The organism is Pseudoxanthomonas sp. GW2 (assembly GCF_000283075.1).
Lineage (GTDB): Bacteria > Pseudomonadota > Gammaproteobacteria > Xanthomonadales > Xanthomonadaceae > Pseudoxanthomonas.
Window position 1 is genome coordinate 1 of record NZ_ALIP01000127.1, and the last position, 21,707, is coordinate 21,707.

A 21,707-nucleotide genomic window follows, 5' to 3' on the forward strand; every position below is an offset into this window, starting at 1 on the left:
GGGCGCTGCCGGCGGGGCAGCGCAAGGAAATCGTGCCTGGCGCCAGCCATTTCGCCGCCCATTCCATCGCCAATCCCAGCTGGTCCAACGCCTACCAGGTGGCGACCATCGGCGACCACACCTTCTACCGGGTGCAGCGGCTCAAGCCGCGCACCTGACCCACCGTCCCCGGCGCCGCCTCTCCCGGCGTCCCCAGCCCGCATCCCGACCTGCATGAAGCTGTACACCAAGCCCGGCGCCTGCTCCACCGCGATCCACATCGACCTGTGCTGGACCGGCCAGCCCTTCGAGCTGCAGATCCTGGACGCCGACGGGCTGAAGTCGCCGGAGTTCCGGGCGCTGAACCCGGCCGGCTCGGTGCCGGTGCTGGTGGACGGCGACTTCGTGCTGACCCAGAACGTGGCCATCGCCGGCTACCTGGCCGACCGCTTCCCCGAGTCCGGCCTGGCTGGCGACGGCAGCGCCCGCCAGCGCGCCGAGGCCACCCGCTGGCTGGCCTTCGTCAATTCCGACCTGCATCCGGCGTTCAAGCCGATGTTCGCGCCGGCCGCGTTCGTGGCCGACCCGATGCAGCACGAGGCGCTGCGCAGCAATGCCCGCGCCCGGATCCGCACCTTGCTGGAGGGCGCGGACAAGGTCCTGGCCAGCCGCGACTGGCTGGCCGGGTTCCGCAGCTTTGCCGACCCCTACTTCTATATGGCGCTGCGCTGGGCCACGCGTACCGGCGTGGACCTGTCCGGGCTGGACGCGCTGGTCGCCTTCCGCGGGCGCATGGACGCCGACCCGGGCGTGCAGCGCGCGCTCCGGGACGAAGGCCTGGCCTGAGCCCGGCCACGGCGCCGCGCCGCCAGTACCCCGGCGGCCCTCAGCCCTGGAGCTGGCGCTCCCAGAACGTGGCGAACTCCTCGCCGCGGGCCTTGGCCAGGGCCTGGCGCAGCTCCGGCAGGACCTCGCGCAGCCCGGCGGCGTCGGTGCAGCGCTCGATCTTCAGCTGCATGAAATAGCCGCGCAGGCCCAGGTGGGCGCGGACCGCCTCGCTCATGGCCTCGTACAGGCGCACGTATTCGTTGGCCTCGTCGGCCGTGCGTGCCGGCGGCGGCTCCTCTTCGGCCACGGCCGGCACCGGTGCGCCCGGCCCGCCGCCGCGGGCGGCCTGGGCCAGCCCGGCGGCATCGAAGCCGTTGCTCACCGGTTCGATCAGGCCCTCGGCCAGCAGCCGCTCCAGGGCGTCCTCCGGGGCCTTGACCCCGGCGGCCACCTGGCGCAATTCGGCCAGCGTGCGCTGGCCGTCCACCATCAGCAGGACCGTCCGCAGTTGCGGCGGCAGCTTGCGGGCGCGGTCGCGGATCTCGTCGCGACCCGCCTCGGTCTTCCGGTAAATCCCCTCGCGCATCGGTTCCCCCCCAGGAATACGCGGGGATCACGATAGCACTTCAGGGGCGCTGGTCCAGAGGGACGAACGGGAGGTTCTCCGGGCCGGTGTAGTTGGCGCTGGGGCGGATGATCTTGCCGTCCTGGCGCTGCTCGATCACGTGGGCGCTCCAGCCGGCGGTGCGGGCCAGCACGAACAGCGGGGTGAACATGGCCGTGGGCACGCCCATCATGTGGTAGCTGACCGCGCTGAACCAGTCGAGGTTGGGGAACATCTTCTTGATCTCCCACATCACCGCCTCCAGACGCGCGGCGATGTCGAACATCTTCATGTTGCCCTGCTCGGCCGACAGCTGCCGCGCCACTTCCTTGATCACCTGGTTGCGCGGGTCGGCCACGGTATAGACCGGGTGGCCGAAGCCGATGACCACTTCCTTGCGCTCGACCCGGGCGCGGATGTCGGCCTCGGCCTCGTCCGGGGTGTCGTAGCGCTTCTGCACCTCGAACGCGACCTCGTTGGCGCCGCCGTGCTTCGGCCCGCGCAGCGCGCCGATCGCGCCAGCGACGCAGCTGTACATGTCCGAGCCGGTGCCGGCGATCACGCGCGCGGTGAAGGTCGAGGCGTTGAACTCGTGCTCCGCGTACAGGATCAGCGAGGTGTGCATGGCGCGCACCCAGCTCTCGCGCGGCTTCTCCCCGTGCAGCAGGTGCAGGAAGTGGCCGCCGATGGAGTCGTCGTCGGTCTCGACCTCGATGCGCTTGCCGTTGTGGCTGTAGTGGTACCAGTACAGCAGCATCGAACCGAGCGAGGCCATCAGCTTGTCGGCGATGTCGCGCGCGCCCGGGTGGTTGTGGTCGTCCTTCTCCGGGCTGATGCAGCCGAGCACCGACACGCCGGTGCGCATCACGTCCATCGGATGGGCCGACAGCGGCAGCTGTTCCAGCGCGGACTTGACCGCCGCCGGGACGCCGCGCAGCGCCTTGAGCTTGGCCTTGTAGCCGGCCAGTTCGGCGCGGTTGGGCAGCTTGCCGTGCACCAGCAGGTAGGCGATCTCCTCGAACTCGCAGGCGTTGGCGATGTCGAGGATGTCGTAGCCGCGGTAGTGCAGGTCGTTGCCGCTGCGGCCGACGGTGCACAGCGCGGTGTTGCCGGCGGCGGTACCGGACAGGGCCACGGACTTCTTCGGCTTGAACGTGGCGGTGGCGGTGGTGTCGCTCATCTTCGTGCTCCTGTGTTCGGGGTGGCCGGCCGCGCGGGCCCGGCCGGATGCGCTTACTTCTTCGCGGCGAACAGCGCGTCGAGCTTCTGCTCGAAGGCGTGGTAGCCGATGCGGTCGTACAGTTCCTCGCGGGTCTGCATGGAATCGACCACGTTGCGCTGGTGGCCGTCGCGGCGCACGGCCTGGTACACGTTCTCGGCGGCCTTGTTGGCGGCGCGGAAGGCCGACAGCGGGAACAGCTGGATGGCCACGCCTGCCGAGGCCAGCTCCTCGCGCGAGAACAGCGGGGTCTTGCCGAACTCGGTGATGTTGGCCAGCACCGGCACCTTCACCGCCTCGACGAAGCGGCGGTAGGTGTCCAGGTCGTAGGCGGCCTCGGCGAAGATGCCGTCGGCGCCGGCCTCGACGCAGGCGATGGCGCGCTCGATCGCCGCGTCCACGCCCTCGACCTGGATGGCGTCGGTGCGCGCGACCAGGAAGAAGTCCGGGTCGGTCTTGGCGTCGGCCGCGGCCTTGATCCGGTCGACCATCTCGCCCTGGCTGACGATCTCCTTGCCCGGACGGTGGCCGCAGCGCTTGGCGCCGACCTGGTCCTCGATGTGGCAGGCGGCGGCGCCGGCCTTGATCAGGCTCTTGATCGTGCGCTCGATGTTGAACGCGGACGGGCCGAAGCCGGTGTCGATGTCAACCATCAGCGGCAGGTCGCACACGTCGGTGATGCGACGGGTATCGATCAGCACGTCCTCGAGGGTGTTGATGCCCAGGTCCGGCAGGCCCAGGGAGCCGGCCGCGACCCCGCCGCCGGACAGGTAGATGGCGCGGAAGCCGGCGCGCTTGGCCAGCAGGGCGTGGTTGGCGTTGATCGCGCCGATCACCTGCAGCGGCGACTCGGCGGCGAGGGCGGCGCGGAAGCGCGCACCGGCGGAAGCATTGGACATGGCGGACTCCTGGGCACGTGGTTCACGTGGCGCGGGCAATGTGTCACCCTGTTACCGGTTGATCAATCTTGATCCTTCAAATCAATATGTCCCTGGACCGCGACCTGATTCCCGCTACCGAGGCCTGCCGCCTGCTGGGCATCAGCCCGGCCACGCTGTACGCCTATGTCAGCCGGGGACTGCTGGAATCCCGCCCCGGCCGCGACCACCGCAGCCGGATGTACCGCCGCCAGGACGTGGAGCGGCTGGCGCAGCGCAAGCGCCTCGGCCGCGGCCCGGCGCGCGGCGCCGCGCAGAGCCTGGACCGCGGCCTGCCGGTGCTGGAAACGCGCATTTCGCTGATCCGTCCGGACGGACCCTACTACCGCGGACGTTCAGCCGTCGCCATGGCCCGCGCCGGCGCCACCCTGGAGGACACCGCACGCCTGCTGTGGGACTGCGGCAGCCAGGATCCGTTCGCCGATCCGCCCGGCGACTGGCCGGCGCGGGTGGTGGCGCTGGCCACCGACCCGGAGCTGCCGCCGCTGGCGCGGGCGATGGCGGTGATCCCGCTGCTGGCGCTGCAGGTGCCGCATTCGTTCCAGGCCGACCAGGCCACACGCCGCGCCCTGGCGGCGACCCTGCTGCGGCAGAACGCCGGCCTGCTGGTGGCGCGGCGCCCGTCCGGCCCGGTGCACCGCCTGCTGGCCGGCACCTGGTGCCCCGGCGACGAAGGCTTCGCCGAACTGGTGCGCGCCGCGCTGGTGCTGTGCGCCGACCACGAGCTCAACGTCTCCGCCTTCGCCGCGCGCGTGGTCGCCTCCACCGGCGCGCACCTGCACGCGACCGTGTGCGCCGGCCTGTCGGCGCTGGCCGGCCCGCGCCATGGCGGCGCCACCGCACGGGTTTACGCGCTGCTGGAGGACGCGCGCCAGACCCGCGACGTCAAGCGCCTGATCGCCGCGCGCTGGCGCCAGGGCGAGGACCTGCCCGGCTTCGGCCACGCGCTTTATCCGGACGGCGACCCGCGCGCCACCGAACTGCTGGCCATGCTGCGCACCCAGCCGGTGGCGGAGGCACCGATGCAGCTGGTGGAGGAAGTAGTCGCCGCCGCCGAGGGCGTGTCCGAGCGCCGCCCCAACGTGGACTTCATGCTGGCCGCGATCTGCTACGTGTACGGCCTGCCCGCCGCGCCGGCGCTGTCGATCTTCGCCGCCGGGCGCCTGGCCGGCTGGCTGGCGCACGTGCTCGAGCAGCAGGCACTGGGCCGGCTGATCCGGCCGCGCGCCAGCTACACCGGGCTGCCGCCGGAAAGCGGCGAAGACAGCGCGCCGCGCGCCTGAGCCGCGTGCCTCAGCCCAGCTTCTGCCGCACCGCGCGCAGCAGCTCGTTGAGGTTGAACGGCTTGAGCAGCAGGTCCATGCGCTCGCCGAGGAAGGCCTGGCGGTCCTGGGCGTTCTCCGCGTAGCCGGTGACGAACAGCACCGCGGTGCCCGGGTGCCGCTCGCGCACGCGGTCGGCCAGCTCGCGGCCGCTGATCCCGGGCAGGCCGACGTCGGTCAGCAGCAGGTCGAAGCCGCGCTGGGCGGCCGCCTGCAGCGCCTCGGCCGCGTCGGTGCAGGCCACCACTTCGTAGCCTGCGTCCACCAGCACTTCCAGCGCCATGCCGCGCACCAGCTCGTTGTCGTCCACCAGCAGGATGCTCTCGGCGCCGCCGCGTACCTCCGGCTCCTCCACCGGCGCCTCCGGCGCGGCCTGGCGCCCGCGCGGCAGCAGCAGCTCGATGGTGGTGCCCTGGCCTTCGACGCTGTGCACGCGCGCGGTGCCGCCGCTCTGGCGGGCGAAGCCGTAGGTCATCGACAGGCCCAGGCCGGTGCCCTGCCCGATCTGCTTGGTGGTGAAGAACGGCTCGAACACCTTGTCGATGATGTCGGCGGGGATGCCGGGGCCGTCGTCGGTCACCTCCAGGCTCACGTACTCGCCCGGTGGCAGGTCGGACGGCACCTGGGTGGCCGGGCGCGCGGAGATGGTGATGCGCCCGGCACCCTTCAGCGCGTCGCGCGCGTTGATCACCAGGTTCAGGACCACGCTCTCCAGCTGGTTGGCGTCGGCCACCACGACCAGGCCTTCCGCCGGCAGGTCGAACGCCAGGTCGATGTTCTCGCCGATGGAGCGGGTGAGCAGCTCGGCCAGGCTGGACACGCGCGCGCCGATGTCGAACGCGGTGGCATCCAGCGACTGCTTGCGCGCGAACGCCAGCATGCGCTGGGTCAGCGCCGCGGCGCGGAACGCCGAGGTGGTGGCGACCCCGGCGAAGCGCGGGATGCGCTCCAGGCGGCCGTTCTCCACCGCGGCGTTGATCATGTCCAGCGCGCCGATGATGCCGGTCAGCAGGTTGTTGAAGTCGTGGGCGATGCCACCGGTGAGCTTGCCCAGCGCGTCCATCTTCATCGCCTGCTGCAGCTCGGCTTCGGTGCGCTCGCGCTCGGCGATCTGCACCGCCAGCTCGCTGGTGGCCGAATGCAGCTGCTGGCGGTGCTCCTGCTCGCGCGCGTGCTGCTCGGTCTGGTCCTCCACGTACAGCAGGCCCGCGCCCGGGCCCTTGTACGGGCTAACCCGCCACTCGGTCACGCGGCGGCCGCGCGGGGTATGCAGGCAGTAGGTACCCTTCCAGCTGCCGCCGCTGCGCAAGGCCTCGCACAGCGCGTCCACCGGCTGATCGCCGAACAGCGCGGACAGGTCCGGCGCCCCCGCCTCGTCCAGCAGGCGCTTGAAGGCGTGGTTGGAATCGCGCACCTCCAGCTCGCCGGACACCACCGCGATCGGCGCGCCCACGTTCTCGAAGATCCCGCGGAAGCGCGCCTCGCTGGCGTGCAGCGCGTCCTCGACCCTGCGCACCCGCAGCAGGGTGCGCAGCGTGGCCAGCAGTACGTCGTGGTCAACCGGATGCACCAGGTAGGCGTCGGCGCCGGCGTCGAGGCCGGCGATCACGTCGCCACGGGCGATCGAGGCGGCGGAGACGTGGATCACCGGCAGCAGGCTGGTGGCCAGGTCGGCGCGCAAGGTACGCACCAGGTCGAAGCCGCTCATGTCCGGCAGGTTCACGTCCAGCACCAGCGCGTCGAACGCGGCCGCGGCCAGCTGCGCCAGGCCCTCGTTGCCCGTGCCGGCCTCGGCCACGCTGAAGCCCTGGCGCTCGAGCACGCGCCGCACCGAGTAGCGGGTGGCGGCGTTGTCGTCGACCACCAGGATCCGGCTAGCTCCCGTCATCGTTCTTCTCCGGTAGTGCGATGGGCACGATCACGTGGAATTCCGATCCCTGCCCGACCACGCTGTGCACGCCGACGCTGCCGCCGAGCAGTTCGGCGAAGCGGCGGCACAGGGCCAGGCCCAGGCCGGTACCGCGCAGGCGCTTCTGGATCGGCGAGTCGACCTGGACGAAGTCCTCGAACAGGGCGCCGAGCATGTGCCCGGGGATGCCGATGCCGGTGTCGCGCACGCTGAAGCGGATGTGCGCCGCGCCTTCGGGCCGCGCCGATACCGACACCCGTCCCTGCGGGGTGAACTTGAGCGCGTTGGAGATGAAGTTGCGCAGGATCTGCGCCAGCTTCTTGTCGTCGGTGTAGAGCATCGGCAGCGCCGGCGGCTCCTCGAACACCAGCTCGACGTGGTTGGCGCCCTCCACCAGCGGCCGGAACATGCCGCGCAGCGCCGAGAACAGGTCCATCAGGTCGAACCAGGCCGGGGAGATCGAGATCCGCCCGGCTTCGATCTTGGCCAGGTCCAGCAGGTCGTCGACCATGTCGCGCAGCTCCACCGCCGCGGTGCTGACGAAGCGCACCTGCTTGAGCTGCTCGTCGTTGAGCGGGCCGTCCATGCCCTCCTCCAGCAGCCGGGTGATGCTCAGGATCGAGCCCAGCGGGGTGCGGAACTCGTGGCTCATGTAGGACAGGAACCGGCTCTTGAGCTCGGAGACCTCCTTGAGCTGCTCGGCCTGCTGGTCCAGCTCGGCGTACAGGGCCAGCACCCCCTGGTTGGTCTCCTCCAGCTCGGCGCGCAGCGCGGCGTTCTCCGCGTGCAGGCGCTGCAGTTCGGTGTCCGTGGCAACGGGGGTATTCACGTCCGGCCTCCAAGGCGGATGGCGAGCGCGCCGGTGTCGTCGCGCCCGCGGTCGAAGTCGCGCAGCAGGACCGCCAGCACCAGCGCCGGGTGGCGGTGGGCCAGGCCCTCGTACGCGCCCAGGCTCCAGCGCGATTGCAGGCCGTCGCTGTGCAGCAGCAGCAGCGCGCCCGGTTCGGCTGGCAGCACGAACGCCGGTGCGCGCCGGTACTGCGCGCCGACGATGCCCGGATGCGAGGCCAGGCCGCGTGCAGGCGCGCCGGGCAGGTGGATCGCCGCGGCGATGTTGCCCACCCCGGCGAAGCGCACCACGCCGGCCTGCGGATCGTGCTCGAACACCGCGGCGGCGGCGCCGCGGGTGGAGGACATGCGTGCGTGCATGCGCGCCAGCACCTCCTCCGCGCGCAGGTCCGCGGCTGTGGCCGCCGCGGCGATGCCGGCGTCGGCCGCCTCGGCCGCCAGCAGGCCGTGGCCCAGGCCATCGACCAACACGCCCAGCACGCGGCTGCCGTCGCCGCCCAGGAACCAGGCATCGCCGCAGGCGCTTTCCTGGCGCATGGGCAGGCGCAGCGCGCCGTAGCCGAGGTCCTGCCCGCGGCTGCGCTCGGGATAGATGCGCGCCAGCACCACCGCGCCGCGCCCGTCCGACCACACGTCGAACACCTGGGCCTGGCGCCGGATCGCGCCCAGGCCCTGGCCCGGGCTGCCAACCCCGGTGGTATAGCCGTCCGGCAGGCACTGCGGCAGCGAGAAGCCCGGGCCGCGGTCGATCCCGCACACCTCCACGCCGCGGCCATCGCGGCCCTGCAGCAGCGACAACAGCACCCGCCCGCCGCGGCCATGGCGCAGCACGTTGGTGGCGATTTCCACCGCCGCCAGCGTCACGCGCCCGGCATCCAGTTCGGCGAATCCGGCCAGTTGCGCCAGCGACTGCGCTTCGCGCCGCACCTGGCCGACCTGGGAGGACTCCTCGACCACGATGGAGCGCGTGGGATGGCCGACGAACCCTATGCCCATTTGGTGATCGCCACCCGCGTGCCCCGCCCCGGCGCACTGTCCAGCTCGAACGCGTCCACCAGCCGGCGCGAACCGGACAGGCCCAGGCCCATGCCGGCACCCGAGGTCCAGCCGTCGGTCAACGCCTGCTCGATGTCGGCGATGCCCGGGCCCTGGTCGACGAACTCCAGGCGCAGGCCGCGGCGCATTCCGTCCTCGACCACGCGCCAGTGCATCGTCCCGCCGCCGCCGTAGACCACGGCGTTGCGCGCCAGCTCGCTGGCGGCGGTGACCAGCTTGGTCTGGTCGACCAGGCGCAGGCCGCAGGCCACCGCCGCCTGGCGGGCGGCCTGGCGGGCGAGCACCACGTCCTGCTCGGTGCGGATCGGCAACTCCCCTGCGCTGCTCATTCGACGCCGGCGCCTGCCTGCCGCAGCAGGCGCATGCCCCGCTCCACGTCGAGCGCGGTGCTCACGCCGGTCAGGTTCAGGCCCAGCTCCACCAGGGTGATCGCCACCGCAGGCTGCATGCCCACCACCACGGTGCGTGCGTCCATCACCGCGGCCAGCGCCGAGATGGTGGCGATCATGCGGCCGATGAAGGAGTCGACGATGTCCAGTGCCGAGATCTCGATCAGCACGCCGCGCGCGGAAGTGGCGCGGATGCGTTCGGCCAGGTCGTCCTGGAGCGTCAGCGCAAGCTGGTCGTGCATGTCCACCTGGATGGTGACCAGCAGGACGTCGCCCATTTGCAGGATCGGGATGCGCTCCATCAGGCCGCCTTCGCCACGGTGACGCCGGTGCGCTTGAGCGCCAGCGCCAGGGCGTCGGCGAGGTTGGCCTTGGTGACGATGCCCTGCAGGTCCAGGCCGAGGTGGACGATGGTCTGCGCGATCTGCGGGCGCACGCCGCTGATGATGGCGTCGGCGCCCATCAGGCGGATCGCGGTGACGGTCTTGAGCAGGTGCTGGGCGACCAGGGTGTCCACCGTGGGCACGCCGGTGATGTCGATGATCGCGATCTCCGAACCGGTCTCCACGATCCGCTGCAGCAGCGATTCCATCACCACCTGGGTGCGCTGCGAATCCAGGGTGCCGATCATCGGCAGCGCCAGCACGCCCTCCCACAGCTTCACCACCGGGGTGGACAGCTCCAGCATTTCCTCCTGCTGGCGCTTGATCACGTCCTCGCGGTTCTTCTGGAACACCTTGACGGTGTGCAGGCCCAGCTGGTCCAGCAGGTCCGAGACCACGCGCAACTGCGCGGCCATGGCCTGCGGATCGGCGGCCAGGCCCTGCTCGACCGCGTCGAACAGCGGGCGCTTGAGCGAGAAGATGAAGGTCGCCGTCTCCGCGGCGCTGAAGCCCTTGAGCACGCGGTCGCGCGACAGGTCCTCGAGGAAGTGGCGGGTGTCGTCCCACTCGGCCCCCTGCAGGCTGGAAACGTCGGCGCGGCCGAGAGCGGCGGCGAAGGCCTGCCAGAACCCGCGCACCTGCGCGTCGAGCTCGAGCGGCGTAGCACGCCCGTCCTGCGCGGCCCGGGCGAAGCCGGCGGCCCAGGCGTCGAGGATGGCGTCCTGGCGGGACTGGATGAGGGTAAGCGTACGCGGGTCGAGAGCGGCCATGCAGGGATCCTGTAATGGGCGCAGCCGGACGACCCCCGGCATGCCAGCGGATCCCCCCAGCCACATTGTTGGACGAGCCTAACGGAAACCGGGCTTCCGCGTCGGCGCGCGGATTAGCGGGAAAGCGACGTGAAACGGGCGTGAAATACCGCGGCACGGATCCTGCACGGCGCCGGGCAGGCGGCGCAACGCTTCCCGCGCGAGCAGGCGTGCGCGCCTGCGCATTGGCATATACCGACGGTTATCCCGGCGGGCGCAGATCGAATCGGTGGGGCGACGGACGGCGCCTACACTCGCCCGGCCGCCCGCGCGGACCACCGAGATCCCGGAGCCCACCGATGCCTGCGAAGTCCCGCACCTTCTCCTGCCTCCGCCACGCCGCCCTCGCGCTCCTGCTGTGCAGCACCGTCTTGCCTGCCGCGGCCGGAACGGATCCGCACGCCGCGCATCCACCCGGGCCTGCGCCGGGCTCCAATCCGCTGTTCCGCGACCGCTTCACCGCCGATCCCGCGCCGCTGGTGGTCGGCGACCGCCTGTACCTCTACGTCGGCCACGACGAGGCGCGCGACGGGGAAATGTTCAACATGCGCCAGTGGCTGGCGTACTCGACCGGCGACATGAAGCATTGGACCTACCACGGCCCGGTCATGCAGGCCACCGACTTCAAGTGGGCCAAGGGCGATGCCTGGGCTTCCCAGGTCATCGGGAAGGATGGCCGCTACTGGTTCTACACCGCGGTCGAGCACGACGACACCCACCCGGGCAAGGCCATCGGCGTGGCCGTGTCCGATTCGCCCACCGGCCCGTTCGTCGACGCCCGGGGCTCGGCCCTGGTCACCAACCAGATGACGCCCAAGGGCGAGCACAGCTGGGAAGACATCGACCCGACGGTGTTCACCGACGACGACGGCAGCACCTGGATCGCCTGGGGCAACCGCCACTGCTACATCGCCCGGCTCAAGCCGAACATGATCGAGCTTGACGGCCCGATCACCGAGATCACCCCGCCGCATTTCGAAGAGGGCCCGTGGCTGCACAAGCGCGGCGACACCTATTACCTCACCTACGCCTCGCTGGACCGCAGCACCCACACCGACGAGCGCATCTCCTACGCCACCGCGTCCTCGATCCAGGGCCCGTGGACCTACCGCGGCGAACTGACCGGCTCGGGCAAGAACAGCTTCACCATCCACCCGGGCATCGCCGAGTTCAAGGGCCAGTGGTACATCTTCCTGCACAACGCCGCCCTGACCATCGGCGACCAGGAAGGCGCCCTCGGCCGCCGCGCGGTCACCGTCGAGTACCTGCAGTACAACGATGACGGCACCCTCAAGCCGGTGGTGCAGACCGAGGAAGGCGTTTCCGTTCCACCGCCGCGGTGAGCGCGTGGGTGGCGGACGCCGGATGGACGCCCAGGCCGGGCGCCGGTCCTTCGTCCAGCGTGCGCCGGCGTCTGCGCGGGAACGGGCTGCGCGGGGGGCCGGTCAGGTCCGCGGGCTGCCGCCATCGGGCCGGCCGGTGTCCTCCCAGGCTTCTTCCGTGGTTCCGTAGGCGTACTCGTGGAACTCCGGTCCCAGCGGCTCGACGATCATTTCCCCCGGCTCCTCGTCCCCGGACTCCGCCTCGAAGGCGACGAACGGCCGGTACATGCGGCCCTGGTACGCGATCTCGCCCTGGTCCAGCAGCATCGAGAGCGCGAAGCTGAAATCGCCGCAGACGGACTTGGCCACCTCGTCGGCGATGCCATGCGCCCGGAGCGTGTCGCGCAGGTCCGCGATCCACTGCCGTTGGAAACCGGCGCAGAGCGCTTCGAGCCGGGCGTAGTCGTCCTCTTTCATGGTTTCCCCCTTGCGCCATGGATGCTGCCTGTCCCGCTCCTGCAGCGTGCGGCCGCTGCGTGCATGCCTGGCCCTGGCGGCCCGCGCGACTGCTCCTGCGCAGCAGTCCCGGCATCATCGCCAACCCGCACCCTCGTGGAAACAAGGCCCGGACCCGGGACCATGGTTCCGCGTATTCCATGGCAAGCCGGAGGTTCCCGTGGCCGGACGCATCCATCGCCTGCCGGCCTCCATCGTCCGGCAGGCGATCCGGGGGGAGTCGGATGCGCCCGGCTACAGGAAGGGGGGACGCTTGCGCCATGCCGTCACTCAGCAGCCGGCGTCGGCGCCGCGCTCCAGCGCGCGCTTCACTTCCTCCAGCGCATTGGGATCGTCGAGGGTGGACAGGTCGCCCGGGTCGCGGTGCTCGGCCAGGGCCTGCAGCGAGCGGCGCAGCAGCTTGCCTGAGCGGGTCTTGGGCAGGGCGCTGACCACGTACACGCGCTGCGGCCGCGCCACCGCGCCAAGCTGGCGGGTGACGGTCTGCAGCATGGCGCAGGCGGCATCGGCCGGATCGGCGTCGGGCCGCTTGAGGGTGGCGAACACCACCGGCACCTGGCCCTTGACCTCGTCGTGCACGCCGACCACCGCGGCCTCGGCCACGTCCGGGTGGCTGGCCACCGATTCCTCGATCTCGCGCGTGCCCAGGCGGTGGCCGGCGACGTTGATCACGTCGTCGGTGCGGCCAAGGATGAAGGTGTAGCCGTCCTCGTCGCGGATCGCCCAGTCCAGCGAGCTGTACAGCTGCTCCCTGAAGTGGCTGAAGTAGCTGGCGATGAAGCGGTTGTCGTCGCCCCACACCGTGCTCAGGCAGCCGGGCGGCAGCGGCGGCTGGATCGCCAGCACGCCCTTCTGCCCCGGCCCCACGTCCTGGCCGGTGTTCTCGTCGATCACGCGCAGGCGGTAACCCGGCGCTGGCAGGCCCGGCGAGCCGAGCTTGACCGGCTTCAGTTCCACGCCCGGCATCAGGGTCAGCACCGGCCAGCCGGTCTCGGTCTGCCAGTAGTTGTCGATCACCGTCTTGCCCAGGGCGCTGGTGATCCAGTCGGCGGTGGGTTCGTCCAGCGGCTCGCCGGCCAGGAACAGGTACTGCAGCTGCGACAGGTCGGCGCTGCGCAGCCACTTGGGATCCTGCTTCTTCAGCACGCGCACCGCGGTGGGCGAGGAGAACATGGTGCGCACGCCGTACTTCTCGCAGATGCGCCACCAGATGCCCGGGTCCGGGCAGGTCGGCAGGCCTTCGTACAGGATCGAGGTGGCGCCGGCGATCAGCGGGCCGTAGACGTTGTAGGAGTGGCCCACCACCCAGCCGATGTCGGAGGTGGAGAACATCGCCTGGCCGGCGCGCACGTCGTAGATCGACCACATCGACAGGGCCAGGGCCACGGCATAGCCGCCGACGTCGCGCTGCACGCCCTTCGGCTTGCCGGTGGTGCCGGAGGTGTAAAGGATGTAGCTGGGTTCGTTGGATTCGAGCCATTCCACCGGCACTTCGGCGTCCGCGTGTTGCGCGGCCAGCGGGCCGTATTCGAGGTCGCGCCCCTCCTGCATCGGCAGCTCGGCGGCCAGGCCGCGGTTGACCACCAGCACGTGCGCAGGCGGGTGCTGCGCGCGCGCCAGTGCCTCGTCCACCAGCGGCTTGAACGGGATCACCTTGCCGCCGCGCATGCCGGCGTCGGCGCAGACCAGCACCGCGGGCCTGGCGTCGTCGATGCGCACGGCCAGGTTGTGCGCGGCGAAGCCGCCGAACACCACCGAGTGGATCGCACCGATGCGCGCGCAGGCCAGCATCGCGACCGCCGCCTCGACGGTGTGCGGCATGTAGATCACCACCCGCTCGCCCTTGCGCGCGCCCAGCGACTGCAGCACGGCGGCGAAGGCGTTCACCTCGCGGTGCAGCTGGCGGAAGGTGAGTTCGCGCACCTGGCCGGTCTCGGTGGACCAGCCGACCAGGGCCAGCTGGTCGCCGCGTTCGGCCAGGTGCCGGTCAACGGCGTTGTGGCACAGGTTGGTGGTGCCGCCGACGAACCAGCGCCGGAACGGCGGGTTGTCGTAGTCGAGGATGCGCTGCGGTGGCTGCTTCCAGTCGATGGCGCGGGCCGCTTCGGCCCAGAATTCCTCCGGCTGCTCCACCGAACGCCGGTAAAAGTCTTCGTAACCCATGGCCCTCTCCCACTTCCCCTGCAGGGAATGGGCCGAGCATAGTCCCCGTCGATGGGACCCGCGCGTCAGACCTTGGTCGAAAAGACCGGGCTGAATGCGCGGAACGCCGGGTTTCCCCGGCGTTCCTGCACGCCACAGCTTGATCGATGCGATCAATGCGCCGTGCCGCAGCGGGCTTGGTCGCGGGCCGGCGTTCTCCGCGGACGGCGGCGCAGGCCTCAGCCCAGCAAGTCGGCCAGCGACGCAGAGACGTACTCGAACCGCGCAGCGAGGAAATCCACCAGCGCGCGCACGCGCACCGGGACGAAGCGTCCGCTGGGCAGGATCGCGTTCAGCGGATAGCGTTCGGTCCGCCAGTCCGGCAGCAGCCGCACCAGGCGTCCCTCGGCCAGGTCCTGGCGCTGTTCGACCGGGGTCTTGATCAGGATGCCGGCGCCGGCGAGCGCCCATTGCCGCGCCAGCGAGGCATCGTCCACGCTGCGGTCGCCATCGACCTGCACTTCCACCGACTGCCCATCGCGGGTGAAGCGCCAGGTGCGGTGCGGGCGGCCGCCGCGGTCGTAGGCCAGGCAGTTGTGGCCCAGCAGTTCCATCGGCGTCTGCGGTGCCGGGTGCCGCGCCAGGTACGCCGGCGAGGCGACGACCACCGGCGCGGTATCCATCAGCCTGCGCGCCACCAGCCGCGAATCAACGAGGTGGCCATAGCGGATCGCCAGGTCGACCTCGTCGCGCACCACGTCCAGCGGGCGGTCGCCGACCGACAGCGCGAGGCGCACGCCGGGGTGGGCGGCCATGAATTCGTCCAGCCAGGGCAGCAGGGTCGCGCGCGCCAGGTCCGAGGGCGCAGCCAGGCGGATCAGGCCCACCAGGCCGGCGCGGTCGACCGTGGCCTGCGCCTCGCCTTCCTCCACCAGCTCGAACGCGCGGCTGGCGTAATCCAGCAGGATCTGGCCCTGCGGGGTCAGCCGCATCGCCCGCGTGGAACGTTCGAACAGGCGCACCCCGAGCTGGGCTTCCAGGCGCTTCAGCGTCGCGCTGGCGGCCGCCGGCGTGATCCCCAGCGCGCGTGCGGCGCCGGTCAGGCTGCCGGTACGCGCGGTCTGCACGAGCACCCGCAGGTCGCCAAGATTTTCAATCAACATTTGAATATGAATTCAATCATGTTGGCTTATCAATTCTAGCTTGAATTCCTAGAGTGCAGTCCTCCACCCGCACCACGCCGAGGACGCACCGCCATGAAAGCCGTTGGTTATCGCCACAACCTGCCCATTACCGATGCCCGCGCCCTGGAGGACGTCGAACTGCCCACCCCGGCCTACGGCCCACGCGATCTCCTGGTGCGGGTCAAGGCCATCTCCGTCAATCCGGTCGATACCAAGATCCGCCAGGGCCGCAAGCCGGCCGACGGCCAGGTCGAGGTCCTGGGCTGGGACGCGGTGGGCGTGGTCGAAGCCGTGGGCAGCGGGGTCACCCTGTTTGCGCCAGGCGACCGGGTCTATTACGCAGGCGCGATCAACCGCCCGGGCACCAACGCCGAACTGCACGCGGTGGACGAACGCATCGTCGCCCGCGCGCCGCGCTCGCTCGACGATGCCGCCGCGGCGGCCCTGCCGCTGACCGCGATCACCGCCTACGAACTGCTGTTCGACCGCCTGCGCATTCCCAGAGGCGGCGGCGCCGGCCAGACACTGCTGGTCGTCGGCGGTGCCGGCGGCGTCGGCTCGATCCTGATCCAGCTGGCCCGCCAGCTCACGCAGCTGCGGATCGTCGCCACCGCCTCGCGGCCGGAAACCCGGCAGTGGTGCCTGGAGCTGGGCGCGCATGCGGTGATCGACCATCGCCAGCCGCTGTCCACCGCGCTCAGGGCCGCCGGCATCCACCAGGTCGACGCCGTCGCCGCCCTGACCCGCACCGGCGAGCACTTCGCGGAAATCGTCGAGAGCCTCAAGCCGCAGGGCGCCATGGCGGTGATCGACGACGAGCCGCTGGACGTCATGCAGCTGAAGCTGAAGTCGATCTCGCTGCACTGGGAGCTGATGTTCACCCGGCCGCTGTTCGAAACGCCCGACATGGACGAGCAGGGCCGGCTGCTTGCCGAAGTGGCCGCGCTGGTGGACGCCGGCCGGATCCGCAGCACGGTCAACCACCGGCTGGGCACCATCAACGCCGGGAACCTGCGCCGCGCGCATGCGCTGATCGAGAGCGGCAAGGCGCAGGGCAAGGTGGTGCTGGCCGGCTTCTGAGGGAGGACGCACATGGACAACACCCGCGCCCCGTTCGCTACCGCCCTGGCGCTGGCAGCGCTGATGACCGCGGCATCGCCGCTCCGCGCCGCGCCGGATGCCGGGTCCGCGGCCACCGTCGCGCCGCGCGCCGCGGCACAGCCGCCGGTCGTCGTGCGCCAGAACGACCGCATGCCCTGGAACGCGGTCGTCGTCGACGGCAATGGCCGTTTCATCGTCGGCTCGCCGCGATGGACGGCCAACGGCGACACGCGCCCGGCCGTGGCCATCGCCCGCGAAGACGGCACCCTGGTCCCCTACCCGGACGCGGCCTGGAACAGCTGGGCACCGGGCAGGGAAGCGGCCGGCGTGCTGGTCAGCGTCAATGCCATCCACCAGGACGCGCAAGGCGGCCTGTGGATCGTCGACAGCGGCGCCCCGGAGTTCGGCGGCGAACCGGTGCGGCACGGCCCCAAGGTGGTCCACGTCGATCCCCGCACCGACACGGTGGTCCGCACCTACCTGATCCCGGACGAGGCAATCCGGGCACACAGCTACGTCGACGACATACGCATCCACGGCAGGCATGCGTACCTGACCGACGCGGGCGAAGGCGCGGTCCTGGTGCTGGACCTGGAGGACGGCCGCGTCCGCCGCCGCTTCGACGGCCAGCCGTTCGTCCGCGCCCGCGCGGGCGACACGATCGAGGTCGCCGGCAAGGTCCTGCGCGGCGGCGACGGCAAGCCGCTGCAGGTCAACGCGGATCCGCTGGAACTGAGCCCGGACGGCCAGGTGCTGTATTTCGGCCCGCTGTCCGGCCCGCTGTCACAGATCCAGACGCGCTACCTGGACGACGACGACATCGACGACGAAGCGCTGGCACGCCTGGTGCGTCCGTGGTTCGGGATCCCGCCGGTGGGCGGGACGGCCATGGCGGCGGACGGCAGCCTGTACTACACGCGGTTGGCGGACAACACGCTGGTGGTGCGGCGTCCGGACGGCACGACCGCGCCGGTCGTGCGCGACCGGCGCCTGCGCTGGGCCGATGCACCGTTCCTGGACGGCAAGGGACACATCTACCTGCCGGCCGCGCAGATCGACGGCGCCGCGCCGTTCAACGACGGCACCTCAACCATGCAGCCGCCGTTCGAGGTGCTCCGCGTCGATCTCCCGGACGCCGTGCCCCGCGCCCCCGGCTCCCCCTGAGCACCCCGCCCGCAGCGCCCCTACCCCTCCTCCGCTGCGCGGCACGCTCCACCACACCCTGCCCCACGACCAGACCGGAGTCCCCCATGGCCGCCTACGTCGTATTCACCCGCGAACAAACCCTGGATCCGCAAGCACTGGCGACCTACGCCCAGGCACCGGACAAGCTCACCGGCCACCCCGTCACCGTGCGGGTGGGCTACGGCGAATTCGAAATGCTGGAAGGAGCGCCCATCGAAGGGGCCGTCATCCTCGAGTTCCCCGACATGGATGCGGCCCGTGCCTGGTATCACGGCGACGCCTACCAGGCGATCGCCCGCCACCGCTTCCGGGGAGCGCGGTACCGCGCCTTCATCGTCCAGGGCACCTGAGGAGCCACGCCCATGCCGGCGAACGCAGCAAGGCACCGGGCGCCATCGCCAGCAGGCGCCCGCTCACCACGCCGCGGCGGCTTTCCGGTCCGCCGCGACGAGCGGCAGGAAGATGGTGTCGAGGATCTCGGCGATGACCGCCGCGGGCACTGGCTTGAGCGTCATGAGCGCTTCGTGGCTCACCAGCTCCAGGGGCAGCGCGATGCGGCGGGCGGTCAGCTTGCGCGGATCGATCTCGCCGCGGCGGATGCCCCGCTCGAGGATGTCGTCGATCACCGGGCGGGTCCCCAGCTGCTCGTGCAGCGCCTTGCGCAGGTCGGCCACGCTGGAACTCGTCTCGATGAAGTAGTCCCTCATGCCGAACAGCACGCGGGCGATGGTGATCGCGCGGCGATCGGATACCTCGCGCAGGAACCGCACCAGTTCCGCGCGGACGTTGCCCAGGTCCGGCACCCGGATCGGGTTCTGCGCGATGTAATGGCGCATGGCCGCGACCGCCAGGTCCGCGCTGCCCGCCCAGCGACGGGACAGGACCGGGCGGCTGGTGCCGGCACGCCGGGCCACCCCTTCCAGGGTGAAACCCGCGTAGCCGTTGTCGATCAGTTCGGCCCAGGCAGCCTCGAGGATCGCCTCGTCCAGCGCCGCGCCGCGCCTGCGGGAATTGGTCGTCATGCCCCTACTCTGCCACACAAGATACATGGACGCATCTTGTTGACGCACCCGATCCATCGTCAATACGATGCATGCATGCATCTTAACTGGAAGGTACTCCGATGTCTGGCACCAAGGTTCCCCGCAGGACGATCCTGGTCTCCGGCGCGAGCATCGCCGGCCCGGCGCTGGCGTACTGGCTGCACCGGTACGGCTTCGAGGTTTCGGTCGTCGAGCGCGCCAAGGGGTTCCGCGCCGGGGGGGTATCCCATCGACGTGAGGGGCACGGCGGTCGACGTGGTCGAGCGCATGGGGCTGCTCCCGCGGCTGCGCGCCGCCCAGGTGGAAGTGCGCAAGCTCACCTTCGTCGACGGCGACGGGACCGCCATCGCCACCCTGGCGCCCGGGGCGGTGACGGGCAGCGTGCCCGGCCGCGACCTGGAGCTGCCGCGCGGAGCGCTGACGGCGCTGCTCCACCAGGCAACCCGGGAAAAAGGCATCCGCTACCGCTTCAACGATGCGATCGACGTCCTGATGGACGACGGCAAGGGCATCGACGTGTGGTTCCACAGCGGCGCCCGGGAACGCTTCGATGCCGTCATCGGCGCCGACGGCCTGCACTCCCGGACCCGCGCCCTGGTGTTCGGCCCGGAGGAGAAGTTCAATCACTACCTCGGGCGCTGCTTCAACCTGTTCTCGATGCCCAACCACGCCGGGTACGCCCACGAGAGCGTCAGCTACGCCGCCCCGGGCCGGATGGCCGGGATCTACGCGACCGGCGACAACGCGGTTCTGCATGCGTTCCTCACCTTCGCCAGCGACAAGCCGCCGTTCCGCTCGCATGGCGACGTGGACATGCAACGCAAGCGCACGGCCGAGGTGTTCGCGAACGACGGCTGGGAGGTGCCGCGCCTGGTCGAGGCGATGCAGAAGGCGAACGACCTGTTCTTCGACACCGTCAGCCAGATCCGCATGCCACGCTGGTCCTCCGGGCGCGTGGCGCTGGTCGGCGACGCCGCCTACGCGCCCTCGTTCCTGTCGGGACAGGGCACCAGCCTCGCCCTGGTCGGAGCCTACGTCCTCGCCGGGGAGCTGGCGTCCCAGCCCGACGCGGAAGCGGCCTTCGCGGCCTATGAACGCGCGCTCCGGCCCTACGTCGAGGCCAACCAGGCGCTGGCGACCGATGGCGAACCGATCCTGCTGCCGCGCACCCGGGAGGAGCTGGAACACCGCAACCGCAGGCTGGCCGCCGGCCACTTCGCGCCGGGCGGCGGCGACCATGCGGCCAGGCACCGCAAGGCCCACGGCCTGCTCGAGCTGCCGGACTACGTCGCCGTGCTCGGCCTGGGCGGATAAGGCGGGCCTCGCCGGAACGCGGCCGCTGGATGAAAAAAAGCGCCGGACGATGTCCGGCGCTTTTCCCTTCCACGCTTCCGCGCCGGCTCCCGGACGCGCACGGCACGCCCGGGCCCGGCGGCGGCGGATCAGCCCAGCAGGTGGGCGACGCCGGCGCGCTCTTCTTCCAGCTCGGCCAGGGTCTTGTCGATGGCCTTCTGGCTGAACTCGTCGATCGGCAGGTCCTTGACGATGGTGTACTTGCCGTTCTCGGTGGTCACCGGGAAGCCGAAGATCACGCCCTCCGGGATGCCGTAGGAGCCGTCGGACGGGATGCCCATGGTCACCCACTTGCCGTTGCTGCCCAGCACCCAGTCGCGGATGTGGTCGATGGCGGCGTTGGCGGCCGAGGCGGCCGAGGACAGGCCGCGGGCCTCGATGATGGCGGCGCCGCGCTTGCCGACCTTCGGGATGAACTCGTTGGCGTTCCAGTCGGCGTCGTTGATCTTGTCCTTCAGCGACTCGCCCTTGACCGTGGCGAAGCGGTAGTCCGGGTACATGGTCGGGCTGTGGTTGCCCCACACCACCAGCTTCTCGATGTCGCCGACGGCGACGTTGGCCTTGGCGGCCAGCTGGCTCAGCGCGCGGTTGTGGTCCAGGCGCAGCATCGCGGTGAAGTTCTCCTTCGGCAGGTCGGGGGCGGACTTCATGGCGATGTAGGCGTTGGTGTTGGCCGGGTTGCCGACCACCAGCACCTTGACGTCGCGCTTGGCGACCTTGTTCAGCGCGGCACCCTGGGCGGTGAAGATCTTGGCGTTCTCCAGCAGCAGGTCCTTGCGCTCCATGCCCGGGCCGCGCGGACGCGCGCCGACCAGCAGGGCCACGTCGGCGTCCTTGAACGCCACTTCCGGATCGTCGGTGCCGATGATGCCGGCCAGCAGCGGGAACGCGCAGTCCTCCAGCTCCATGATCACGCCCTTCAGCGCGGCCTGGGCCTTCTCCATCGGCAGCTCCAGCAGCTGCAGGATCACGGGCTGGTCCTTGCCCAGCATCTCGCCGGAAGCGATGCGGAACAGCAGGGCATAGCCGATCTGGCCGGCGGCACCGGTCACGGCAACTCGAACGGGGGTCTTCATCGGTGGAGGTCCTTCGGTGTGTGTTGCGGGTAATGGAAAGGCGTCGCCGGCGTGACCGTGCGGCGCCGCGCAGGTTAATAGACGTCGTAGCCCAGCGGGGTAAGCCTTTGGTCCAAGGCGGCGGGGTCGTAGCCGTGGACCACGGCCTGGCCGACCACGGTGACCGGGACGCCGCGCGCGTCCAGCGCGCGCATGGCCAGCCCGCCCTCTTCCCGGTCGACGTCCAGCACGCGGTAGGGCACGCCGGCACGCTCGAATTCGCTGCGCTGGCGGCGGCAGTAGCCGCACCAGTCGGCGGCCAGCATCACGATGCCGGCCTCGCCGGTCAGCCGCCGCGGATCGTCCGGATGCAGCTCCGCCGGGGCTTTCGACCACCAGGCGTACAGGCCGCCGGCCAGGCCGATGACCAACAGTAAGCCGAGGATGCGCATGGGAATCCGTCGCTCAGGGACCGCGGATTTTACCACGCGGCCCCGGGCCGGCCCCGGACGCTGCCAATC

Annotated in this window: 22 protein-coding genes and 1 pseudogene; 8 read left to right on the forward strand and 15 right to left on the reverse strand. The window is 70.9% G+C overall.

The annotated features are described in order from the left end of the window. Together B351_RS16735 and B351_RS0111195 are read left to right on the forward strand one after the other, a co-directional pair. A pseudogene (locus B351_RS16735) lies at positions 1 to 158 on the forward strand (cell wall hydrolase); the annotation flags it as partial. A gap of 55 nt (positions 159 to 213) precedes the next feature. Then, complete coding sequence (locus tag B351_RS0111195) at positions 214 to 825, forward strand: glutathione S-transferase family protein (RefSeq protein ID WP_019399136.1); 612 nt, start codon at positions 214 to 216, stop codon at positions 823 to 825. 40 nt (positions 826 to 865) lie between these two features. On the opposite strand, the gene B351_RS0111200 is transcribed toward B351_RS0111195, so the two are convergent. Genes B351_RS0111200 through prpB form a run of 3 tightly spaced genes read right to left on the reverse strand, consistent with a single transcriptional unit; the run spans position 866 to position 3,529 of the window. Further along, positions 866 to 1,393: a hypothetical protein gene (locus tag B351_RS0111200; RefSeq protein ID WP_019399137.1), complete on the reverse strand. Its 528-nt coding sequence runs from the start codon at positions 1,391 to 1,393 to the stop codon at positions 866 to 868. Positions 1,394 to 1,433: 40 nt separating this feature from the next. Further along, positions 1,434 to 2,591, reverse strand: a complete 1,158-nt coding sequence (gene prpC, locus B351_RS0111205; protein WP_019399138.1) for a 2-methylcitrate synthase — start codon at positions 2,589 to 2,591, stop codon at positions 1,434 to 1,436. 53 nt (positions 2,592 to 2,644) lie between these two features. Further along, positions 2,645 to 3,529 carry a methylisocitrate lyase gene (gene prpB / locus B351_RS0111210; RefSeq protein ID WP_019399139.1) on the reverse strand — a complete coding sequence of 295 codons (885 nt, stop codon included), beginning with the start codon at positions 3,527 to 3,529 and terminating at the stop codon, positions 2,645 to 2,647. Positions 3,530 to 3,615: 86 nt separating this feature from the next. On the opposite strand from prpB, the gene B351_RS0111215 reads away from it, so the two are divergent. Next, entirely contained in the window at positions 3,616 to 4,851 is a 1,236-nt protein-coding gene (locus B351_RS0111215) for a citrate synthase family protein (RefSeq protein ID WP_019399140.1), read from the forward strand. 10 nt (positions 4,852 to 4,861) lie between these two features. Here the strand turns inward: B351_RS0111215 and B351_RS0111220 are convergent, their stop codons facing one another. From B351_RS0111220 to B351_RS0111245, 6 genes are read right to left on the reverse strand one after another with little or no spacing between them, the layout of a single operon-like run. Then, positions 4,862 to 6,778, reverse strand: a complete 1,917-nt coding sequence (locus B351_RS0111220; RefSeq protein ID WP_026010629.1) for a response regulator — start codon at positions 6,776 to 6,778, stop codon at positions 4,862 to 4,864. Continuing rightward, positions 6,765 to 7,628, reverse strand: coding sequence for a sensor histidine kinase KdpD (locus B351_RS0111225; protein WP_019399142.1), 864 nt, complete (start codon positions 7,626 to 7,628; stop codon positions 6,765 to 6,767). The genes B351_RS0111220 and B351_RS0111225 overlap by 14 nt, the downstream gene beginning before the upstream one ends. Further along, positions 7,625 to 8,644, reverse strand: coding sequence for an ATP-binding protein (locus B351_RS0111230; protein ID WP_026010630.1), 1,020 nt, complete (start codon positions 8,642 to 8,644; stop codon positions 7,625 to 7,627). The genes B351_RS0111225 and B351_RS0111230 overlap by 4 nt, the downstream gene beginning before the upstream one ends. Next, positions 8,635 to 9,033, reverse strand: coding sequence for an anti-sigma regulatory factor (locus tag B351_RS0111235; protein WP_019399144.1), 399 nt, complete (start codon positions 9,031 to 9,033; stop codon positions 8,635 to 8,637). The genes B351_RS0111230 and B351_RS0111235 overlap by 10 nt, the downstream gene beginning before the upstream one ends. Further along, positions 9,030 to 9,395, reverse strand: coding sequence for an STAS domain-containing protein (locus B351_RS0111240; protein WP_019399145.1), 366 nt, complete (start codon positions 9,393 to 9,395; stop codon positions 9,030 to 9,032). Before B351_RS0111240 ends, B351_RS0111235 begins: the two co-directional genes overlap by 4 nt. Next, positions 9,395 to 10,246, reverse strand: a complete 852-nt coding sequence (locus B351_RS0111245) for an STAS domain-containing protein (protein WP_019399146.1) — start codon at positions 10,244 to 10,246, stop codon at positions 9,395 to 9,397. Before B351_RS0111245 ends, B351_RS0111240 begins: the two co-directional genes overlap by 1 nt. A 338-nt stretch (positions 10,247 to 10,584) precedes the next feature. Between B351_RS0111245 and B351_RS0111250 the strand changes: the two genes are divergently transcribed. After that, complete coding sequence (locus B351_RS0111250; RefSeq protein ID WP_019399147.1) at positions 10,585 to 11,628, forward strand: glycoside hydrolase family 43 protein; 1,044 nt, start codon at positions 10,585 to 10,587, stop codon at positions 11,626 to 11,628. Between the two features lie 102 nt (positions 11,629 to 11,730). Here B351_RS0111250 and B351_RS16740 read toward each other — a convergent pair whose 3' ends face one another. From B351_RS16740 to B351_RS0111265, 3 genes are all read right to left on the reverse strand, one after another. After that, positions 11,731 to 12,084, reverse strand: a complete 354-nt coding sequence (locus tag B351_RS16740) for a hypothetical protein (protein ID WP_019399148.1) — start codon at positions 12,082 to 12,084, stop codon at positions 11,731 to 11,733. A 309-nt stretch (positions 12,085 to 12,393) separates the two neighbouring features. After that, complete coding sequence (gene prpE, locus B351_RS0111260; RefSeq protein ID WP_019399149.1) at positions 12,394 to 14,286, reverse strand: propionate--CoA ligase; 1,893 nt, start codon at positions 14,284 to 14,286, stop codon at positions 12,394 to 12,396. Positions 14,287 to 14,504: 218 nt separating this feature from the next. Next, a complete protein-coding gene (locus B351_RS0111265; RefSeq protein ID WP_039731454.1) occupies positions 14,505 to 15,428 on the reverse strand; it encodes a LysR family transcriptional regulator in 924 nt (307 codons plus the stop codon). 93 nt (positions 15,429 to 15,521) lie between these two features. Between B351_RS0111265 and B351_RS0111270 the strand changes: the two genes are divergently transcribed. From B351_RS0111270 to B351_RS0111280, 3 genes are all read left to right on the forward strand, one after another. Beyond that, a complete protein-coding gene (locus tag B351_RS0111270) occupies positions 15,522 to 16,529 on the forward strand; it encodes a zinc-binding alcohol dehydrogenase family protein (protein ID WP_019399151.1) in 1,008 nt (335 codons plus the stop codon). 12 nt (positions 16,530 to 16,541) lie between these two features. Continuing rightward, entirely contained in the window at positions 16,542 to 17,714 is a 1,173-nt protein-coding gene (locus tag B351_RS0111275) for an L-dopachrome tautomerase-related protein (protein ID WP_019399152.1), read from the forward strand. A gap of 86 nt (positions 17,715 to 17,800) precedes the next feature. Continuing rightward, positions 17,801 to 18,085: a DUF1330 domain-containing protein gene (locus B351_RS0111280; protein WP_019399153.1), complete on the forward strand. Its 285-nt coding sequence runs from the start codon at positions 17,801 to 17,803 to the stop codon at positions 18,083 to 18,085. 63 nt (positions 18,086 to 18,148) lie between these two features. Here the strand turns inward: B351_RS0111280 and B351_RS0111285 are convergent, their stop codons facing one another. Next, entirely contained in the window at positions 18,149 to 18,757 is a 609-nt protein-coding gene (locus B351_RS0111285; protein ID WP_019399154.1) for a TetR/AcrR family transcriptional regulator, read from the reverse strand. 255 nt (positions 18,758 to 19,012) lie between these two features. On the opposite strand from B351_RS0111285, the gene B351_RS16745 reads away from it, so the two are divergent. Beyond that, positions 19,013 to 20,092 (forward strand): FAD-dependent monooxygenase, encoded by a 1,080-nt coding sequence (locus B351_RS16745; protein ID WP_198006219.1) that lies wholly within the window; start codon positions 19,013 to 19,015, stop codon positions 20,090 to 20,092. Positions 20,093 to 20,220: 128 nt separating this feature from the next. Here B351_RS16745 and B351_RS0111295 read toward each other — a convergent pair whose 3' ends face one another. Both B351_RS0111295 and B351_RS0111300 read right to left on the reverse strand, forming a co-directional pair. Continuing rightward, positions 20,221 to 21,207, reverse strand: coding sequence for a malate dehydrogenase (locus B351_RS0111295; RefSeq protein ID WP_026010631.1), 987 nt, complete (start codon positions 21,205 to 21,207; stop codon positions 20,221 to 20,223). Positions 21,208 to 21,281: 74 nt separating this feature from the next. Further along, a complete protein-coding gene (locus B351_RS0111300; RefSeq protein WP_019399157.1) occupies positions 21,282 to 21,638 on the reverse strand; it encodes a glutaredoxin domain-containing protein in 357 nt (118 codons plus the stop codon). Positions 21,639 to 21,707 lie beyond the last annotated feature (69 nt).

Excerpts from the sequence above, each read along its gene's own strand:
- B351_RS0111285 (WP_019399154.1), bottom strand. The coding sequence starts at position 18,757 with ATGACGACCAATTCCCGCAGGCGCGGCGCGGCGCTGGACGAGGCGATC.
- B351_RS0111275 (WP_019399152.1), top strand. The coding sequence starts at position 16,542 with ATGGACAACACCCGCGCCCCGTTCGCTACCGCCCTGGCGCTGGCAGCG.
- B351_RS0111230 (WP_026010630.1), bottom strand. The coding sequence starts at position 8,644 with ATGGGCATAGGGTTCGTCGGCCATCCCACGCGCTCCATCGTGGTCGAG.
- B351_RS0111270 (WP_019399151.1), top strand. The coding sequence starts at position 15,522 with ATGAAAGCCGTTGGTTATCGCCACAACCTGCCCATTACCGATGCCCGC.
- B351_RS16740 (WP_019399148.1), bottom strand. The coding sequence starts at position 12,084 with ATGAAAGAGGACGACTACGCCCGGCTCGAAGCGCTCTGCGCCGGTTTC.
- B351_RS0111200 (WP_019399137.1), bottom strand. The coding sequence starts at position 1,393 with ATGCGCGAGGGGATTTACCGGAAGACCGAGGCGGGTCGCGACGAGATC.
- B351_RS0111250 (WP_019399147.1), top strand. The coding sequence starts at position 10,585 with ATGCCTGCGAAGTCCCGCACCTTCTCCTGCCTCCGCCACGCCGCCCTC.
- B351_RS0111195 (WP_019399136.1), top strand. The coding sequence starts at position 214 with ATGAAGCTGTACACCAAGCCCGGCGCCTGCTCCACCGCGATCCACATC.
- B351_RS0111215 (WP_019399140.1), top strand. The coding sequence starts at position 3,616 with ATGTCCCTGGACCGCGACCTGATTCCCGCTACCGAGGCCTGCCGCCTG.
- prpE (WP_019399149.1), bottom strand. The coding sequence starts at position 14,286 with ATGGGTTACGAAGACTTTTACCGGCGTTCGGTGGAGCAGCCGGAGGAA.
- B351_RS0111295 (WP_026010631.1), bottom strand. The coding sequence starts at position 21,207 with ATGAAGACCCCCGTTCGAGTTGCCGTGACCGGTGCCGCCGGCCAGATC.
- prpC (WP_019399138.1), bottom strand. The coding sequence starts at position 2,591 with ATGAGCGACACCACCGCCACCGCCACGTTCAAGCCGAAGAAGTCCGTG.
- prpB (WP_019399139.1), bottom strand. The coding sequence starts at position 3,529 with ATGTCCAATGCTTCCGCCGGTGCGCGCTTCCGCGCCGCCCTCGCCGCC.
- B351_RS0111240 (WP_019399145.1), bottom strand. The coding sequence starts at position 9,395 with ATGGAGCGCATCCCGATCCTGCAAATGGGCGACGTCCTGCTGGTCACC.
- B351_RS0111220 (WP_026010629.1), bottom strand. The coding sequence starts at position 6,778 with ATGACGGGAGCTAGCCGGATCCTGGTGGTCGACGACAACGCCGCCACC.
- B351_RS0111235 (WP_019399144.1), bottom strand. The coding sequence starts at position 9,033 with ATGAGCAGCGCAGGGGAGTTGCCGATCCGCACCGAGCAGGACGTGGTG.
- B351_RS0111245 (WP_019399146.1), bottom strand. The coding sequence starts at position 10,246 with ATGGCCGCTCTCGACCCGCGTACGCTTACCCTCATCCAGTCCCGCCAG.
- B351_RS0111280 (WP_019399153.1), top strand. The coding sequence starts at position 17,801 with ATGGCCGCCTACGTCGTATTCACCCGCGAACAAACCCTGGATCCGCAA.
- B351_RS0111300 (WP_019399157.1), bottom strand. The coding sequence starts at position 21,638 with ATGCGCATCCTCGGCTTACTGTTGGTCATCGGCCTGGCCGGCGGCCTG.
- B351_RS0111265 (WP_039731454.1), bottom strand. The coding sequence starts at position 15,428 with ATGTTGATTGAAAATCTTGGCGACCTGCGGGTGCTCGTGCAGACCGCG.